This window comes from Clostridium sp. FP1, assembly GCF_011065975.2.
Lineage (GTDB): Bacteria > Bacillota > Clostridia > Clostridiales > Clostridiaceae > Clostridium_AD > Clostridium_AD tagluense.
The window spans coordinates 4531825-4549835 of record NZ_JAAMNJ020000001.1; the positions used below are offsets into that span (position 1 = coordinate 4531825).

Annotated in this window: 14 protein-coding genes; 3 read left to right on the forward strand and 11 right to left on the reverse strand. The window is 32.2% G+C overall.

The window, feature by feature from the left end:
* Positions 1-13: 13 nt before the first annotated feature.
* From G9F70_RS21525 to G9F70_RS21535, 3 genes are all read left to right on the forward strand, one after another.
* The gene (locus G9F70_RS21525) at positions 14-379 is read left to right on the forward strand and encodes a DUF4363 family protein (protein ID WP_164944046.1); all 366 of its coding nucleotides are present in this window, start codon (positions 14-16) and stop codon (positions 377-379) included.
* A 427-nt stretch (positions 380-806) separates the two neighbouring features.
* Entirely contained in the window at positions 807-1076 is a 270-nt protein-coding gene (locus tag G9F70_RS21530) for a CD3324 family protein (RefSeq protein ID WP_187352960.1), read from the forward strand.
* A 170-nt stretch (positions 1077-1246) separates the two neighbouring features.
* Positions 1247-2500 carry a serine hydrolase domain-containing protein gene (locus G9F70_RS21535; RefSeq protein ID WP_164944044.1) on the forward strand — a complete coding sequence of 418 codons (1254 nt, stop codon included), beginning with the start codon at positions 1247-1249 and terminating at the stop codon, positions 2498-2500.
* A 377-nt stretch (positions 2501-2877) separates the two neighbouring features.
* On the opposite strand, the gene G9F70_RS21540 is transcribed toward G9F70_RS21535, so the two are convergent.
* The 11 genes from G9F70_RS21540 to pfkA all read right to left on the reverse strand — a co-directional run bounded on the left by G9F70_RS21540 (position 2878) and on the right by pfkA (position 17980).
* Entirely contained in the window at positions 2878-5025 is a 2148-nt protein-coding gene (locus G9F70_RS21540) for a HelD family protein (protein ID WP_164944141.1), read from the reverse strand.
* 48 nt (positions 5026-5073) lie between these two features.
* Positions 5074-6162, reverse strand: a complete 1089-nt coding sequence (locus G9F70_RS21545) for a dipeptide epimerase (protein WP_164944043.1) — start codon at positions 6160-6162, stop codon at positions 5074-5076.
* Positions 6163-6349: 187 nt separating this feature from the next.
* Positions 6350-7741: a dipeptidase PepV gene (gene pepV / locus G9F70_RS21550; protein ID WP_164944042.1), complete on the reverse strand. Its 1392-nt coding sequence runs from the start codon at positions 7739-7741 to the stop codon at positions 6350-6352.
* Positions 7742-7811: 70 nt separating this feature from the next.
* On the reverse strand, positions 7812-8165 hold the full coding sequence (locus G9F70_RS21555; protein WP_164944041.1) for a PqqD family protein: 354 nt from the start codon (positions 8163-8165) through the stop codon (positions 7812-7814).
* 105 nt (positions 8166-8270) lie between these two features.
* Positions 8271-10226 carry an OPT family oligopeptide transporter gene (locus G9F70_RS21560; RefSeq protein WP_411956027.1) on the reverse strand — a complete coding sequence of 652 codons (1956 nt, stop codon included), beginning with the start codon at positions 10224-10226 and terminating at the stop codon, positions 8271-8273.
* A gap of 477 nt (positions 10227-10703) precedes the next feature.
* Complete coding sequence (gene lepB, locus G9F70_RS21565; protein WP_164944039.1) at positions 10704-11222, reverse strand: signal peptidase I; 519 nt, start codon at positions 11220-11222, stop codon at positions 10704-10706.
* Between the two features lie 173 nt (positions 11223-11395).
* Complete coding sequence (locus tag G9F70_RS21570) at positions 11396-12784, reverse strand: alanine/glycine:cation symporter family protein (RefSeq protein WP_164944038.1); 1389 nt, start codon at positions 12782-12784, stop codon at positions 11396-11398.
* Between the two features lie 203 nt (positions 12785-12987).
* Positions 12988-14379, reverse strand: coding sequence for a 23S rRNA (uracil(1939)-C(5))-methyltransferase RlmD (rlmD, locus tag G9F70_RS21575; RefSeq protein ID WP_164944037.1), 1392 nt, complete (start codon positions 14377-14379; stop codon positions 12988-12990).
* A 128-nt stretch (positions 14380-14507) separates the two neighbouring features.
* The gene (locus G9F70_RS21580; protein ID WP_164944036.1) at positions 14508-14867 is read right to left on the reverse strand and encodes a DUF1540 domain-containing protein; all 360 of its coding nucleotides are present in this window, start codon (positions 14865-14867) and stop codon (positions 14508-14510) included.
* Positions 14868-15178: 311 nt separating this feature from the next.
* Entirely contained in the window at positions 15179-16939 is a 1761-nt protein-coding gene (pyk, locus tag G9F70_RS21585) for a pyruvate kinase (protein WP_164944035.1), read from the reverse strand.
* A gap of 81 nt (positions 16940-17020) precedes the next feature.
* Entirely contained in the window at positions 17021-17980 is a 960-nt protein-coding gene (gene pfkA / locus G9F70_RS21590; RefSeq protein ID WP_164944034.1) for a 6-phosphofructokinase, read from the reverse strand.
* Positions 17981-18011 lie beyond the last annotated feature (31 nt).

Here is an 18011-nt window from a genome sequence, read left to right on the forward strand (position 1 = left end):
GTAACTTAACTTTATGAAAAAATTAATATCATACTCTATACCAATAGTTACTTTAACAGTCTTTGTATTATTAATGCTTGGTGGTAATTATTTAAAAAAACCTCATAACCAGTCGGAAGATGTAGTTGCTTTTGTAGAGGTATCCATAGAACATGCAAAATCTGAAAAATGGGAGATGCTTCAGCAAGATGTGACTAATATTGATTCAGCCTGGAAAAAAATAATTCCACGTATTCAATTTAGTGTTGAGCGAGATGAAATATATAATATAAGTTTAAATATAGCTAAACTTCGTGGCTCCATAACCAGTGAAGATAAAGCTAGTACACTAATAGAATTAAATGAGATCATGGAAGATTGGGATGAATTAACACGATAGTTTATAATGTTCTTTTAAATCAAAAGATCTTTTCTTATATTATGCTATAACGAAAAATATATATTGCTAAAATGCGCTCACTTCGCCAAGTAATTCAAAAATTTATTTTATTTACAGCTGCTAAAAAATACAAACTTGCTATCGCTCAAACATGTATTTTTCATCACGCATCTTCAAATAAAATAAATTGATATTTTGTACAAAATTTGATATTATTTGTAATGTAACGTTCTTATTTAGGAAGTGATAATATGCGCATTGGATTCAATAATCATGAAAAGGACACAAAACTCTGTGCAAAGTCTGTAAGTATGGCTTGGGCGAGTTTGCACGGAGACATAGATAGTACTCGCCTTTAATAATTAAAACTCATACATGTACAGGCTTTGTTTCCTTATTAGAATATAATTTTAAGGAGATGAGCTTTGTGAATTATGTAAATGCTAGAGTAATTTTACCAGATAATTTAGTTGTTGAAATTCAAAAATACATTCAAGGTGGATATTTATATATTCCATCGCAAGGGCAAACAAGAAAAAAGTGGGGAGAAAATTCAGGAAATCGAGATTATATAAAAAACAGAAATCAAGATATATGTATAAGGCATAAAAATGGGTATACAATCAAAGGTTTAGCTAAGGAGTTTTTCCTCTCAATTGATAGTATTAAGAAAATTGTATATACAAAAGACTCCTAGATTAAAAGCTACTACTCTCACATTGGGGGTGGTAGCTTTTATTGTGTAAAAAACAATGCAGAAAAGTTCTTTCTCTTTTACTTCATAGGGTACTAAGTTAAATTTATCGTATATAGTAATTCGTCAAACACTATAATTTTATAAAATATATAAACAGAAGGTGAAGTTTAATGAGTATTAATTATAAAATAAATGAATATTTAGATGAGTATACTAAGCTATGGCCATTTAGTGGGGCCATTTTAGTAGTAAATAATGGACAAGTTATATTTAATAAAAGCTATGGCATGGCAAGCATAGAACATGGTGCTGCAAATACAACAAAAACAAAGTATAAAATTGCTTCTCTTACAAAACAGATTACCTGTATGGGCATAATGATTCTAAAGGAAAGAGGTCTTCTTAATGTTTGCGATAGCCTAAAAAAGTTTTTTCCTGATTATCCAGAACTTGATGAGAGAATAACAATTCATCATTTAATGACACATACATCTGGCCTATGTAGTGAATTTTCAGTAGTCGATCCCTATCTTATGCTTGGGAAACGTTTATATACGCATGAGGAAGTTTTTGACCTTTTTAAAGATATGCCTCTGGAATTCGAACCAGGTGAAGGTTGGAGCTATTGCTATTTTGGCTATTATTTACTTGGCGTTATAATTGAACGAATTTCTGGAAAGTCATATATTGAATTTTTAAAAGATAATATTTTCAAGCCTTTAGGAATGAATAATACTGGTCTTGATGACTACATTGAGATTCTTCCTAATAAAGCAAGTGGATATTATGTAAGTAGTGAAAATTTGGTATGCAGTGAAATTGATACAATGAGTGTTTTTTCGGCCGGCGCCATTTATTCTACTATAGAGGATATGCTCTTCTGGGATAAGTCCCTATACTGTGAAAAACTTGTATCAAAAGAGACAATGAATGAGATATTTACACCCTACAAAGAAGATTATGGATATGGCTGGGTTATAGATAAAAAGAACAGTCGTAAAAGAGTTCACCATAGCGGTGGGGGGAGTGGCTTTAGTCACCAATTTCATAGATATATAGATGATAAAGTTACCATTCTTGTATTGAGTAATTATGGATTTTCCAATTCACTTAATATCAATGAAAATATTGCAAAAATAGTATTTGATGAGGAGTGTTGTATACCCTCAAAGCCACTAAAATTCGATTTGGATCTAAATGTTTATGATAGTTATGTGGGTATATATCGAAAGGAGGATTTTAAACTTGAGGTTAAAAGAGATGACGATAAATTGTATTTTATACAGTCAAATAAATGGGTAATGCCCATCTATCCAATATCAGAAAGCACATTCCACCACACTTGGATAGATCAAGAATATAGTTTTGAAAAAAATATTAAGGGAGAGGTTTATTTTGTTGGCATTAAGAAAAGGACTAATTAAAATAATCTTTTATGAATTTCCGAATGACTTTATGAGGGTAAAGCATGTAAGAAGTGAAAAATAGTACATAGTAAATTTACAGTGTCTTAGTTTATGGATTGTAAAATCCCCGTGGAGCGGAGCAATGATGGCAATCGCTTAACCCTGATATATGATGTCCAACTGTGACCATATAGAATTTTGAACTAAACTCTTTTTTCTTAGATTATGCTAACAAAAGTATATATTGCGTAAAATGCATTTAAGCAAGCCTTAGAAATTCTTAATTAATTTTAGTATCTTTCAATAAAATCAATTTAGAATTACTTAGCGAAGCGAACGCATTTCTAGCAATATATACTTGACCTTATAGCATAATATAAGAAAAAACACTTAATTTAAAACGAACTTTTTTTAACCACAGCAAGCTCATGTAATGCTCTAGTTGCCATCACATATCTAAGTTTATCCTCTTGCTTATAGTCATCTCCTGTACCACTTGGTCCTTCTAGCAGCATAATAACTGCATCAAACTCAAGTCCCTTAGCAAAATAGGATGGAATAACAACAATGCCACTATGATACACTGCATTTTCATTATTAATAATTTTAATCTTAGCAATGTCTTTAATTAACTTGAAGATTTTTTCTGTTTCACTTATATCCTTACAGATAATTGCAATATTTTCATAAGCTTTGCTTTTAAAATCTTCAATTTTTTGTACCATATAACTTTTAAATTCATCCGTGTCAGATATTGATTTTTCTGTTACAGGTTCGCCACTTCTTACTATAGGAACAATAGGTTCTGTACTCAAATATTTATTGGCATACTCCATAATTTCCACTGTAGATCTATAACTAGTATTTAGCTTAAACTCCTGAACATTACATTGTGGAAGTATATTTTTCAAGTCATGCATAGGTAGCTTGCCATCATATGGAATAATTCGTTGATTACTATCTCCAACTATGGTTAAGGAAGTACACCTTGTTAATTCTTTTACTACTAGGAATTGAAGTTGATTATAATCCTGAGCTTCATCTATTACTACATGTTTGATTTGCTCAGAAACTTTTATTCCCTCTAACTTATTTTTAAAATACAAGATACCGCCCAAATCATTTTCAGTTAATCTTTTATAGCCATTGATTTTGTTGTATAAATCAACACAGTTTCCATTTTCTAGCCAAGTAAGATTTCTTTTTAACTTTATTATCTCTTTAATAACTTCTCGTATTTTAAGTTTTCTGTTAAACTCTAAATCATTTACTTTAAAACTTCGTTCTTCCTCAGATAATAAAGACACAGTTTTTTCATATTCCTTTTGTATAAGTCTAACTTTTTCATCTCTAGCATCACTAATCTTAGAATAAATAATTCTTTTAATTTTCTTACTTCTCCTAAATAAGGGCATAGTTTTATAATAATTATAAAACATTTCCATTATAGCTTCTTTAGATAATATTACCTCATTCATAAAAGATAAATCTTCTATTTTAAAATATTCACTATCTAATTTTTCTACTGATTCATCAAGGAAATTTTTATATTCTATAGAATTTTTATAGATAATATCCTCTGTAAATTCACTTTCACCACTAAGCACTTTTTCCATGTATTCTTTTAGACTCATTACTTCTTCAATCTCTAAAATATCAAAGGCAAAGTCTCTAAAGGTTGTTTGTTTAACCCCTGATTCTCCAAGGCTTGGTAGCACTCGCGATATATACTCCATAAATACATTATTTGGGCCTAATATTAGAACTTTATCTTGGAGTATTTTTCTGTAGTTATAAAGTAGATAAGCTACCCTATGAAGAGCAATAGTAGTTTTTCCACTTCCTGCCACACCATCCACTACTATAGTTTTGGTTCTTGGTTGTCTTATTAAGTCATCCTGTTCCTTTTGTATTGTCATTATTATATCTTTTAACTTTTCTGAAGCATTGCTACTAAGCACCATTTGAAGTATCTCATCTTTTATATCTAGTGCTGAGTCAAACATACCCATAAGTTTTTCTTTTTTTATAATGTATTGTCTCTTAGCTAAAATATTCACTAGCATCTTTTCTTTAGGTGCTTCATAAAAAGCTTCTCCTAAAGCTTCGCTATAAAATAAGGATGCAATTGGTGCTCTCCAATCTACTATTAGTGGTTCAAATGTATTCTCTGGAGTAACTCCAAATCTTCCTATATACATTTTATTAATACCAAAATCTTCTTCCGAAAAATCAATTCTTCCAAAATAAGGAGAGCTCTTAAGTTGAGTTAACTCTTTAAGTCTTCTATCAATAGTTTTGAAGGCTTCTTCCTTAACATATATCTCATGATCAAAATATTCTATTACCATATCCTCATCATCTCTATAGTCTTCAATTACTTTTTTCCTATATTCTAAAATATATTTTGTAATTCCCTTTCTCTTTTCAATATATTTTAGAATTTCTTCACTAATGATTTCAATATCCACTTTTAGTTTTTCTTCTTCTATATTAAATTCTAATTGCTTTTTTAATTCCACTTCTATGAGACTAGCGTCCATATCATATTTATTATTCAAAACTATCACCCCATTTCAATGGTTATATTTTTATAAAATTTCATGCCATCCAATAATATCTGAAATACCAAGGCCTGGAGAATCATTAATAGTTATTCTATTTCCTGTAATACATGCTCCTCCAATTATTGAATCATGCTCAAATAACAACATAGTATCTAGGTCTGCTTTAATCATATTAGATTTTGATGCCGCAAAACTAGCTGCTGCTGTTATGCCCATTCTGCTTTCTAGCATACAGCCCATCATGCATCTTATACCCATATTTTCTGCCATATTGTATATTTTTATTGCATTATTTATGCCCCCACACTTCATAAGCTTTATGCTTATAAGATCTGCTGCTCTTCTTTCAATTATCTTAAAGGCATCTGAAGGACCAAAAACTGCTTCATCTGCAAGAATTTTTGTTTCTACGTTATCTGTAACATATTTTAATCCATCTATATCCCAAGCATTAACTGGCTGCTCAACGAACTCAATGTCTAGTCCCATATCTTCAAATTTTCTAATAATACTTACAGCTTCTTTGGGTCTCCAACCTTGATTAGCATCTACCCTTATTTTTATTCCTCGTCTTACTGCTTTTCTTACAGCTTTTACTCTCTCTATATCATGTTCTAAATCATTCCCAATTTTTACCTTTAAATAAGTATACCCATCCATTACAGCTTCTAGGGATTTTCCTACCATTTGTTCCACAGTATCATTTGCTATTGTAAGATCTGTAGTTAATGAAGTTTTATATCCTCCCAAAAATTTATAAAGTGGCAATCCATATTTTTTACAAAGTAAATCATATATAGCAATATCAATAGCTGCTTTCGCACTATTATTTCCATGAATAGAATTATGAATTACTTTCATAATTTCTTCAAGATTATCGATGTCTAGACCTATAATTTCTGGTTTAATATAATTTATTGCTCCAATAATTGAATTCTCTGTTTCTCCAGTTATAGACGGCGTAGGAGCTGCACTACCATAGCCTATTTCTCCTGTATCTGTAATCATTTTTATAACTATTTCATCAGAGTATGTAAGGAATCTCTTCCCTACTCTATATGGTTTTTTCAAAGGAGTACTAATTTTACCCATTTTAATCTCTTTTATTTTCATAATTATCCTCCACTAAAAGTTTAATATTTTTTATAGTGTTTAAGTTGTTCATAATATTGTATTATACCTCTATATCCATTTTAATTCTACAACTTTTATATTAATTAATTTTAAAAATATAGCTCTTTTAAAATACTAAGGCCTATATCTCATTTTATAAGATATAGGCCTATAAGTTATTCCATTATTACTTTGCTAATTCATATAATGCGTGAGCATATATTTTAGCATTCTTAATTAAATTATCTATAGTGATATATTCATTTTTCTTATGAATAGTATCTGGTTCTCCTGGAAACATTGGTCCAAATGCTACAGTGTTAGGCATTTCTTTAGCATAAGTTCCTCCACCTATAGATACTAATTTAGCTTCTTCGCCAGTTTGCTCAGTATAAACTTTTTGAAGTGCTTTAATAATTGGACTATCTGGTGAAAAGTATAATGGTGCTTGGTGCTCAAACTTTTCTATTTTTATTCCAGTTCCTTCTATCCTACTATTAAATGGATTCATCATATCTTCTAGTTTATTTGTTACAGGGTATCTTAAATTCAAAGTCATTGTAGCTGAATTTTCATCCATGCTTACAACTCCAACATTAAAGGATAATTTTCCTGAATTCTCATCTTCGAGACAAACCCCAAAAGACTCACCATGTGTTTCCATACCTATATTCTTATTTAAAAATTCAACGAATTCTGACACATCGTTTGTTCCAAGTTCCACAGTTCCAAGGAAAGCTAATAATTGCATTATGGCATTAACTCCAATTTCTGGTGTACTTCCATGAGCTGCTTCACCTACAGATTTAATTATTACCACATCTTCCTTAACTTCACAGGAAAGCTTGTAATCCATTTGTTTTGCAAAAATATCTAATGCACTAATAATGTTTTTTGCATCTTTAGCTACAATTCCTGCTTCACAATAATCAGGTACTATGTTAGCTACTCGACCACCTTTGATATATTTTATAAGGTTTTCACCAGGATTCTTTTTATTAAAATCTTTTACAATGTTGAAAATAGTTATACCTTTTTCTCCATTGATTATTGGATAGTCTGCATCTGGTGTAAAACCAGCAACTGGTGCTTTTTCTTTTTCTAAATAATGTTCAATTTCCTTGCTTCCCGTTTCTTCATTAGTTCCAAATAAAATTCTAATTCTTTTAGAAATAGGTAATTTTGCATCTTTAATTGCCTTTAGTCCATATAATGTTGCCATTATTGGTCCTTTATCATCTGTAGTTCCACGTCCGTACATTTTCCCATCATGAATTTCTGCGCCGTAAGGTGGATAAATCCATCCTTCTCCTTCAGGAACTACATCTAAGTGTCCTAAGGCTAAAACATAATCCTCACCTTGTCCGTACTCTGCATATCCAACATAACCATCTAAGTTAACTGTATGAAAGCCTAAATTCTTTGCAGTATTTAAAGCACATTCTAATGTTTTAGCTACACCTTCTCCAAAAGGCATTCCAGGTTTTGGTTCACTTTCTATACTCTTAATTCTTATGACCTCTTGAGTAGATTTAACAATATCCTCTTTCATAGCGTCAATTAATTTATTTATTTCCATATTCGTTCCCCTCCATTTATAGTCCACATTAAATCATCTAATGTGGTTTATTTAGATATGATATATATTATTATTTTTCAAAAGTGATCCATCCCTTTCGAGATAAATACCTTAGAAACATAATTAATCTATTAATAGAATTCTCCTCAGTATCATTAAATCTTTCCACCAGGGCTAAAGCTATGTCATAAACAGTTCTAGTGCCATCGCAAAGTTGCCAAACCATAGAACCCATTTCATCAAGCTGTATATCACTAACTTTTGATTTTTTTATAAGCCATCTCATAAATCTTTCAACTGGCTTGTTATGGTGAAAAAATAGTTTTACTTTTTCACCATTTACTTCCCATTGTTCAATCTTTCTTAATGGCCTATAGAGCAAAAAATTTTCTTCTGATTTTTCTTTGTTTTTTTTATTAAACATACATTTCACCTACAAAGTAGCTAAGAGCCAAAACGGCCCTTAACTTATAATTTTTTCTTTATTATTTCTTAAATTTAATCTTTTATACCCTGCCTAATTATAACACTAAATGGTTTTTTTGTCTATTTTTGTAGCGAATAGGTAAATTGCTAATCCTAGTGCAAAGAACACCATTGTTGAGAATTCGTGACTTAATGCTAACCCTGGAAGTATTTTAGGACCGTATGCTATATCTAACCAAGAAATATTGGGATAGATATTCCTAGCTGTAGCAATTCCTGCAACAACTATACCCATTAAAGCATCTCCTGCAACCAGGCCTGATGAAAGAAGTATACCTTTTTCCACCTGTGTCTTTTGCCTTTCTTCGTTTTTCTTAAATTTCTTTTCGACTAATAATCTAATAATACCACCACAAAGGATAGCTGCATTTAAGTGTATTGGTAAATATAATCCAAGTGCAACTGGAAGTATTGGAAGTGCTGCAAGTTCACAGAAAACTGCAATGGTAACTCCAACAAATACTAAGGCCCATGGAAGTTCAGCAGTCATTACACCTTTAATAACCATTGACATTAATGTCGCTTGAGGTGCAGCAACATCTTTGCTACCTATACCATATGTGCTATGAAGCATTAATAATACCGCACCAGCAACTGCTGCAGATGCAACTATTCCTAAAAACATACCAATTTGTATGTTTTTCGGTGTTCCACCGATAATATAAGTTGTTTTTAAACTTTGTGCAGTACCACCGGCAACGCAGATAGCAACACAAACTATACCACCTATAATAACAGCTGCAATCATTCCTTTATCGCCAATATTACCTGTAAACTTTAAAACTGATGTTACAAATAACAATGTAGCTATAGTCATTCCTGAAGCTGGGTTATTTGATGCTCCTATTATACCAACCATTCTAGCTGATACAACTGCAAAGAAGAAGGAGAATACAACTGCGAGTATTGCACCAATTATACCAACATTAATTATTGGTAATAACCAGGAAAGTAAAAATACTAATACTGCTGCGCCTATAACCCAAGTTATTGGTGCATCAATGTCTGATCTTTTTTGAGTTGTCGCCCCACCTGCTCCAATACCCGACATAGCTGATTTGAAGGATTTAATGATTGTTGGAGCTGATTTTGCAAGACTTATAAATCCACCTGCTGCAACTCCACCTGCACCTATGTATCTTATATATTTTTCCCAAATATCCCATGCCCCCATTTTACTAATAAGAACTGTTGATGGGAATAATGGGTCTTGTAGTCCATGTCCAACGTACATTATTAATGGAATAAGTCCAAGCCAAGCTATTAAAGAACCTCCAAACATATAAAGTGAAGCTCTAACTCCAACTATATAACCAACACCCATAAGAGATGCTAATGTATCAAAACCAAACATTGTTCCCTGCATTGGCTTGATACTCCATTCAGCCTCTTCAAGCCAGAATTTAAATCCGCCAGAGAATAACTTGTAAACTGCTCCTACTACAAGTCCTGTTATAACTGTCTTGAACCCTTGCCCACCTTCACTACCAGTTACAAGAACTTCAGCAGCTGCCATACTTTCTGGAAATATAAGAGTACCATGCTCTTCAACTATTAAGAATCTTCGAAGTGGTGAAACGAAGAATACACCAAGTAGTCCTCCAAGTAAGGTTACCATAATTATAGTAGAAAGTTTTAATTCCATACCCCAAAGGATAATTGCTGGAAGTATAAATATAATTCCGCCTGCTATAGATTCTCCCACAGCAGCAATTGAAGATACCATATTAGCCTCTAATATGTTATTTCTTTTAAATAAACCTTTAAGTAATCCTGTAGCTAAAATTGCTCCTGGAATACCTGCTGAAATTGTTAATCCTACTTTAAGTCCTAAATAGGTGTTTGCAGCTGCAAATATCATTGCAAATACCATACCTAAAATTAATGATATTGCCGTTAGTTCTGGCATTGCTTGACTAGCTGGTACAAATGGTAAGTAATCCTCACCCTTAATACCACCGTAAGCGGTATGAGAAAGTTTTTTATTTTCCTCCATGATATATCCCCCTTTTATTATAAATGTTAATTATTTGTTAATGTAAATTTATAATAACATATGTTTTAAAAATAGCTAAATATGAAAACCCCTCGTTTTTTATGAAATTTTCATATTGTATTGATTTTTCACATAAATAGCTATAATATACTCCATTTTCCATCATTTCGCACTATGTTTTTATTGATTTAGTATGATTTTTGAAGTTGTGCAGATTTCATTGTTAATTTTTTTAACATTCTGCTAATATAAATATGTTTTGTTTAATAATACTCAAAAAAATGCCAACAAATTTTTCCCGATTTTAAAAATAGTTTACTAGGAATTGTAAAGCTTTACTGTAATTTTTTCATTGCAAAATTCCTTTAATTAACATGATACTTCAATTATTCAATAGATCATATTATAAATTCAAAAAATGTTTTCAAAAAAAATGAAAATAGCAGATGTATAAACTTGCATTCATACTCTGCTATTTTCTTACTTTAATTTTCCAAATGTGCTAAAAGGACTAATTCTGATTCTTGCTTTACCCATTATATCTTTCCCGGGTATAAAAGGATTTGCCCAGTATCTTGCATCTGAAGAGTTTATTCTATTATCTCCCATAAAGAAGTAACTGCCTTCTGGAACTTTAAATTTTAACCCTGCTTTGCCACCTGGATTTACAACATAACTCTCGTCTATTTTCTCCTTGTTTATGTACAGTGACCCATCATCTCTAATTTCTATTTCATCATTAGGTAGTCCAATAAGTCTCTTTATTAAATCTTCATTTAATTCATCAGAATGAAATACTACTATATCCCCATGTTTGAGGTTTTTCTTGTTATGAACTCTTGTTACCAAAATCTTATCATCTAGTTTTATAGTTGGTAGCATTGATCCAGTTGGAACAGACACGTTAAAGAAAATAACCTTATTTATGATAAATGCTATTATAATTGCTGCGAGTATTGGCAGTATCCAGTCTTTAAATACCTTTTTTATAATATCCATGATTATCTCCTCTCAATTCTAATACACTAATATTTTATCACAATATTTATAATATAGCAGTATTTTAAATTTAGCATATGTAAACATTTTTTAAACTTTTAGTGCTTCAACCTATAAATTTACTAAAGCCCTTAGCATTTTAGCGTGCCAAGAGCCTTATTTATAAAATCTATTTACATTGATAAAGAATTTCCTTTTTCATCAACTTGCCTTATGGGATCAGTGTCTATTGCTTCAAGGTTATCATCCCATAAATATTTCTTAGTTTCACTAACAATTACAGGACTGAGTACTATTAAAGCAATTAGATTTGGAAGTGCCATTAATCCATTAAATAAATCTGCTAAATCCCAAACTAGATTAAGTGAGAACACTGAGCCAACATAAACAAATATAACCCAAAGTATTCTATAAGGAAGTATTGCTTTTTTGCCAAGTAAGTATTCGATTGCCTTTTCTCCATAGTATGACCAACCAAGTATAGTTGAAAATACAAATGTCAAAAGTCCAACTGTTAAAATGATAGGCCCTACCACAGGAATAGCCGCGAATGCTCCCTTAGTAAGTGCCGCACCCTTTACTCCTTCTTGCCACAAACCCGAATTTACAATAACTAAGCCTGTCATTGCACATACAACTACTGTATCCCAAAAAGTACCTGTTGCTGAAACTAGAGCTTGCTTAACAGGATTTCTTGTTTGTGCTGCAGCTGCAACTATAGGTGCACTACCAAGACCTGATTCATTTGAGAAAAGTCCCCTTGAAACACCATATCTCATTGCCATCATAACCCCTGCTCCAGCAAATCCACCAGCTGCAGCTTGAGGTGAGAAAGCATCCCTAAATATTAGGACTATTGTGCTTCCAATAGTTTTGTAACCTATTGCAAGAAGTATAATACACCCAATAACATAAAATATAGCCATAAATGGAACTAAAATATCGCAAACCTTAGCTATTTTCTTTATTCCACCCAATATAACAACTGCTACTAATACAGCTATTACAAGGCCTGTAGCCCAAGTTGGAATTTTAAATGTTTCATATACCATTGATGATACGGAGTTTGCTTGAACCATACATCCAATACCAAAAGCTGCAATACTTGTAAATAATGCAAATAGTATTCCTGCCCATTTTGCATTAAGCCCATGTTCTAAAACATACATTGGCCCACCTGCCATTGTACCATCTTTAGTTTTAACACGATACTTAACAGATAATAAAGACTCAGAATACTTTGTAGCTATTCCAAATACACCTGTTAACCAACACCAAAGAACTGCACCAGGTCCACCAAGACCAACCGCTGTTGCAACACCAACTATATTTCCCGTTCCTATAGTCGCTGCAAGCGCTGTAGTTAGAGCACTAAATTGACTTACATCTCCCACACCAAAATCATCTTTGGTTACAGAAAGTTTTATAGCCTTAAAAATGTAGCGTTGAATAAATTTAAGCCTAAAAGTTAAAAATAGATGAGTGCCAAATAATAATACAATAAGTGGTATTCCCCATATCCAGCTATCAATTTGGGCAATTAGTTGACCGAATGATTCCATAAAACATCCCCCTTCTATAGTTTAATCACTCTTATTATATATTATTTGGAACCTATAATAAATCAGAATTTTCCGACAAATTGTTTTATATGTTTCTTAAAAATCGCCTAATTTTATTTAAATAAATTAGACGATTTTCTGTAATACAAACCAATTTCAATATTCATTTAAAATCTTCAACCCGCCACGTGGATGGCACCGGCCTATTTTTTCTCTATCCTTGCCACGCACTCCACATGAGCCGTTTGAGGAAACATATCCACAGGCTGAATTTCTATAGTCTTATATCCAAGTTCATCTAAAATCCCAAGATCCCGAGCTAAAGTACCTGGATCACAAGAAACATAAACTATAGTTCTAGGTCCCATACTGCTTATGGCTTCTAATAGGGTTTTATCACAACCCTTTCTTGGTGGGTCAACTACCACTACATCAGCCCGCACTCCAAGGCTTATAAGTTTTGGAATAGCACTTTCTGCCTCACCTACTATAAACTCTGTATTATTTACCTTGTTTTCTTTTGCGTTTATTATAGCATTTTCAATAGCTTCTGGTACTATCTCCACCCCATATACCTTTTTCGCCTTTTGGGATAGAAATAAGGATATAGTCCCCGTACCACAATAAGCATCCAGAACCACTTCTCCACCACTTAAGTTTGCATACTCTAGTGCTTTACCATACAACTTTTCTGTTTGAATTGAATTAACTTGGAAAAATGATAGTGGAGAAACTTCAAATTTGAATTCTCCTATATAATCAGTTATAGTATCTTTTCCCCATAGCGTTACACATTTTGCTCCCAGTATTACATTTGTTTTTTCACTATTAATATTTTGTACTACACTGACAAGCCCTTGGATCTTTTTTGTCATTGTGGCTATAAATTCTGCTTTATGTGGAATATTCTTACCATTCGTGACTAACACCACCATTACTTCTCCTGTTTTAAACCCTTTTCTAATCATAATATGACGAAGCAATCCCTTATGGTTTTCTTCATTATAACTTTGGATATTATACTCTTTTATCCATTGTTTTGTAAGCTTTACCACAACATCCGCTACCTTATCTTGAATATGGCAGGTTTCCATGTTTATTATGTCGTGACTTCTTGCTGCATAAAAACCAATATCTATTGCTCCATTTTTATTAGACACAGGTAATTGAACCTTATTTCTGTAATTATAAGGTTTTTCCATTCCTAGTGTAGGGTGAACTATTACATTTTCCAATTTTCCTATCCTATTTATAACCTGTATCACCCTATTAGTTTTAAAATCTAATTGCCCTGTGTAATCTATATGTTGAAGATTACAACCTCCACAATTCTTATATATAGTACAAACTGGCTCTATTCTACTGCTTGATGATTCTATTATCTCTAATAACTTACCAAAGGCAAAACTTTTAGAAATCTTAACAATTTTTATTTTTACCTTTTCACCTACTATTGCACCAGCTACAAAAACAGTAAAGTTATCTATCTTACCTACACCTTCACCCTCGTACCCCATATTATCTATAGTCATTATATAGTCCCCATTTTTTTCAACTGGAATAATATAATTATCAAATTTTTTATTGCTTTTCATTATTTTTCCTCCTACCTTAGCTATAACTATTTTCCCATACTAAAGGCATCTTGAAAAAATAATTTCTTTCAAGATGCCTTTTATCATCATCTAAGAAAAACCCTAAACTTTATAATTGAAAAATGTCTTTATTCTTCGAAGGTCTCACATTCTGTTTTTTCAATACTTAAAGCATCTTTCCCGTACATTATAATATTACCCGCTAAACATAATTTTTTTTCATTATGTTTACAGTATATAGCTTCACATCTAATCATTGGACTCATTTCTATAGAGTCACTATTAAATGCTTGTTTAAATTCACCTACTACATTCATATTGAGCACATTAATTAATGAATTCTTTAATCCCTTTTCTGAAAAATTCTCACACTGTGTTCCCTCGCTACTATGGGCGTTTGATCCAGAAACATGGATAGTCCTAGCTGAACATATTGCTGATATATTATTAACACAATTCACTGCGCTACAACTTAAAACTCCGTTCATATTTATCCCTCCCACTACTTAATTTTAATTATAGTTTGTAGCTTTTACTTTTATTATACTATAGAAAAGAAAGATAAAGATAATTAAACTCATAATTTTTGTGATTTTTTCATTTAAAAACAAAAAAAGCACCATATAGATGCTCTAATAGAAATCAGTTGCCTTGGTATTTATTTATAATTGTACCCATATTTGTTTTAATTATACATAATTTTTCTTAATATGTAAAGTTTTTTTAAGATTGCCAGATATCTGACAATCTTAATTACAGCATTACTAACTTAGCATATTAGGAGTAAGCTAGTTGCTTTTTAATTTTTTACATTAGCCCTACCGCTATAAACAATACCTCGAGCTGCATCCATAGTTATAAATGAACCAGTTTTAATAACCTCCGTTGCTCCAGCTGCATTATATATTATTGGAATTTCTCTTGATGTACATTCAATTACAACACTTGAGCTTAATTCATCTTCTTCTACGATAATTCCAGAAACTCTATCTAATATCTCAATATATTCTCTGTTTAATGTTTTCACCACTAAAATATCTCCATCTTGCATAGTATCATTAGCTTCTTTTGTGCTTTTAACATAATAAGCTGTACCACATGCTGATGCACTTATATTCCCCTTACCTTGAAGTAATATATCACCAACGATATGAACCTTCATCATATTTGTGCTACCTACAAAATTCGCTGGAATTCCAGCAGCCATAACTACTAAATCTCCCTTTTCTACATAGCCTGCTTTTAGTGCAATATTCACAGATTTATCTATAAGTTCATCTGTAGATTCTACTTTTTCTGCACATATTGCGATTACACCCCAGTTTAATGCAAGACTTCTAGCTACTTTTTCATACGGAGTAACTGCTATAACAGGACATTCTGGCCTATAAGCTGAAACTTTTCTAGCTGTACTACCGCTTTGAGTTGCAGTAATAATAGCTGAAGCATTGAGTTCCATAGCTGTATTGCAAGTAGCTAAACTAATAGCATTTGGTACATTAGGAATATGAGACTTTCTCTTCTTGTTTAAATTTTCTTCATAGTTAAGAACATCTTCAGCAGCTTTTGCTATTTTAGACATTATGGTTACTGCCTCTACAGGGTATTTACCATTAGCAGTTTCACCACTGAGCATTATAGCATCTGTACCATCAAATATTGCATTTGCAACGTCTGATGACTCTGCTCTAGTCGGTCTTGGATTTCTCATCATAGAATCTAACATTTGAGTAGCTGTTATAACTGCCTTTCCAGCAGCATTACACTTCTGGATAATCATTTTTTGAACTATTGGAACTTCTTCAGTAGGAATTTCAACTCCTAAATCTCCTCTTGCAACCATAATACCGTCAGAGAACTTAATAATATCATCGATATTATTAACGCCTTCCCTATTTTCAATCTTAGAGAATATTTGTATATCTGCTCCACCATTTTCATTAAGTATACGTCTTATGTCAAGCACATCAGAAGCTTTTCTTATAAAAGACGCAGCAACAATATCAACTTCTTGGGTAACTCCGAATTTTAAATCTTCAATATCTTGACCTGTAAGTGCAGGAAGATTTATTGAAACTCCAGGCACGTTGACTCCTTTATGATTACCAACCATACCAGTATTAGCAACTATACATTCAATTTTTTTGCCTTTTATTTCTTGTACTATAAGTCCTACGAGGCCGTCATCTATTAATATAATATCATTAGGTTTAACATCTTCATTTAGTTTATTATATGTCACTGAGCAAGTAGTCTCATCTCCAATAACTTCTTCACCACAGACAACTGTAAACTTAGCACCTTCTTTTAATTCAACTTTACCCGCTGCAAAATTTCCTGTTCTAATTTCTGGTCCTTTAGTATCAAGTATTATAGCAATATGTTTATTAAGTTCTACTCTAAGGTCTTTTACGAGATCCATTCTTATCTTATGTTCAGCGTGGTCTCCGTGAGAAAAATTGTGTCTTGAGACATCCATTCCTGCATTGATTAAGCTTCTTATAGTTTCACTGTTGTCACTAGCTGGTCCTACGGTACATATAATTTTAGTTTTTTTCATAAATTGCTCTCCTTATTGAATCTTATTTTTGAATTTAATATCTATTTAAATATGCTTATTTTAACATATTTTTACTTATTTCTAATAAGAAAGAATTTTTGATATTTCATAAAGTTCTTCGTCTAATTTTCTTGGCATTGCAAGCGCTGTATTGATATCTTCATCAATTATTTTACCATCCCTCATACCAATTACTCTTCCTGATTTACCTTCCATAAGCACTTCTACTGCTGCTACTCCCATTCTTGAAGAAAGCATTCTATCGAAGCCACTTGGACTTCCACCTCTTTGAATATGACCAAGTATGGTAGCTCTAGATTCTATTCCTGTTATTTCTTCAATTTCCTTAGCAAGCTCATTTGCTCCACCTACGCCTTCAGCCAGTATTATTAGGTTGTGCATTTTCCCTCTTAGCTTACCTTCAAATATAGTTTTGCACAAATCATCTATTTCATACCCTTTTTCAGGAATAATTACTTTTTCAGCCCCTCCGCCAATTCCAGCGTATAAGGCTATATCTCCACAATTTCTTCCCATTACTTCAACTACACTAATTCTTTCATGGGAACTTGAAGTGTCTCTTATCTTATTTATAGCGTCAAGTACTGTATTTAAAGCCGTATCAAAGCCTATAGCATATTCAGTATAAGGTAAGTCATTATCAATAGTTCCAGGGATACCAACAGTTGCAATACCCATTTCTGATAAATACTGTGCTCCTGTGAAAGACCCATCGCCTCCAATTACCACCAGGCCATCAATGCCAAATACTCTTAATACATTAGCTGCTTTTTCTCTTCCTTCTGGAGTTTTAAATTCTTCACAACGTGCAGTTCTAAGAATAGTTCCACCTTTATGAATTATATCAGAAACAGAACGTCTATCCATTTCAAAAAGTTCACCATTTATAAGCCCACTATATCCTCTTTGTACACCCATAACCCTTATGCCTTTATAGATAGCCATTCTGACTACTGCTCTAAGGGCTGCATTCATTCCTGGTGCGTCTCCCCCACTTGTTAATACCGCAATTGTTTTCATAAACATTAACCTCCTTATAGTTTTCTTCCTT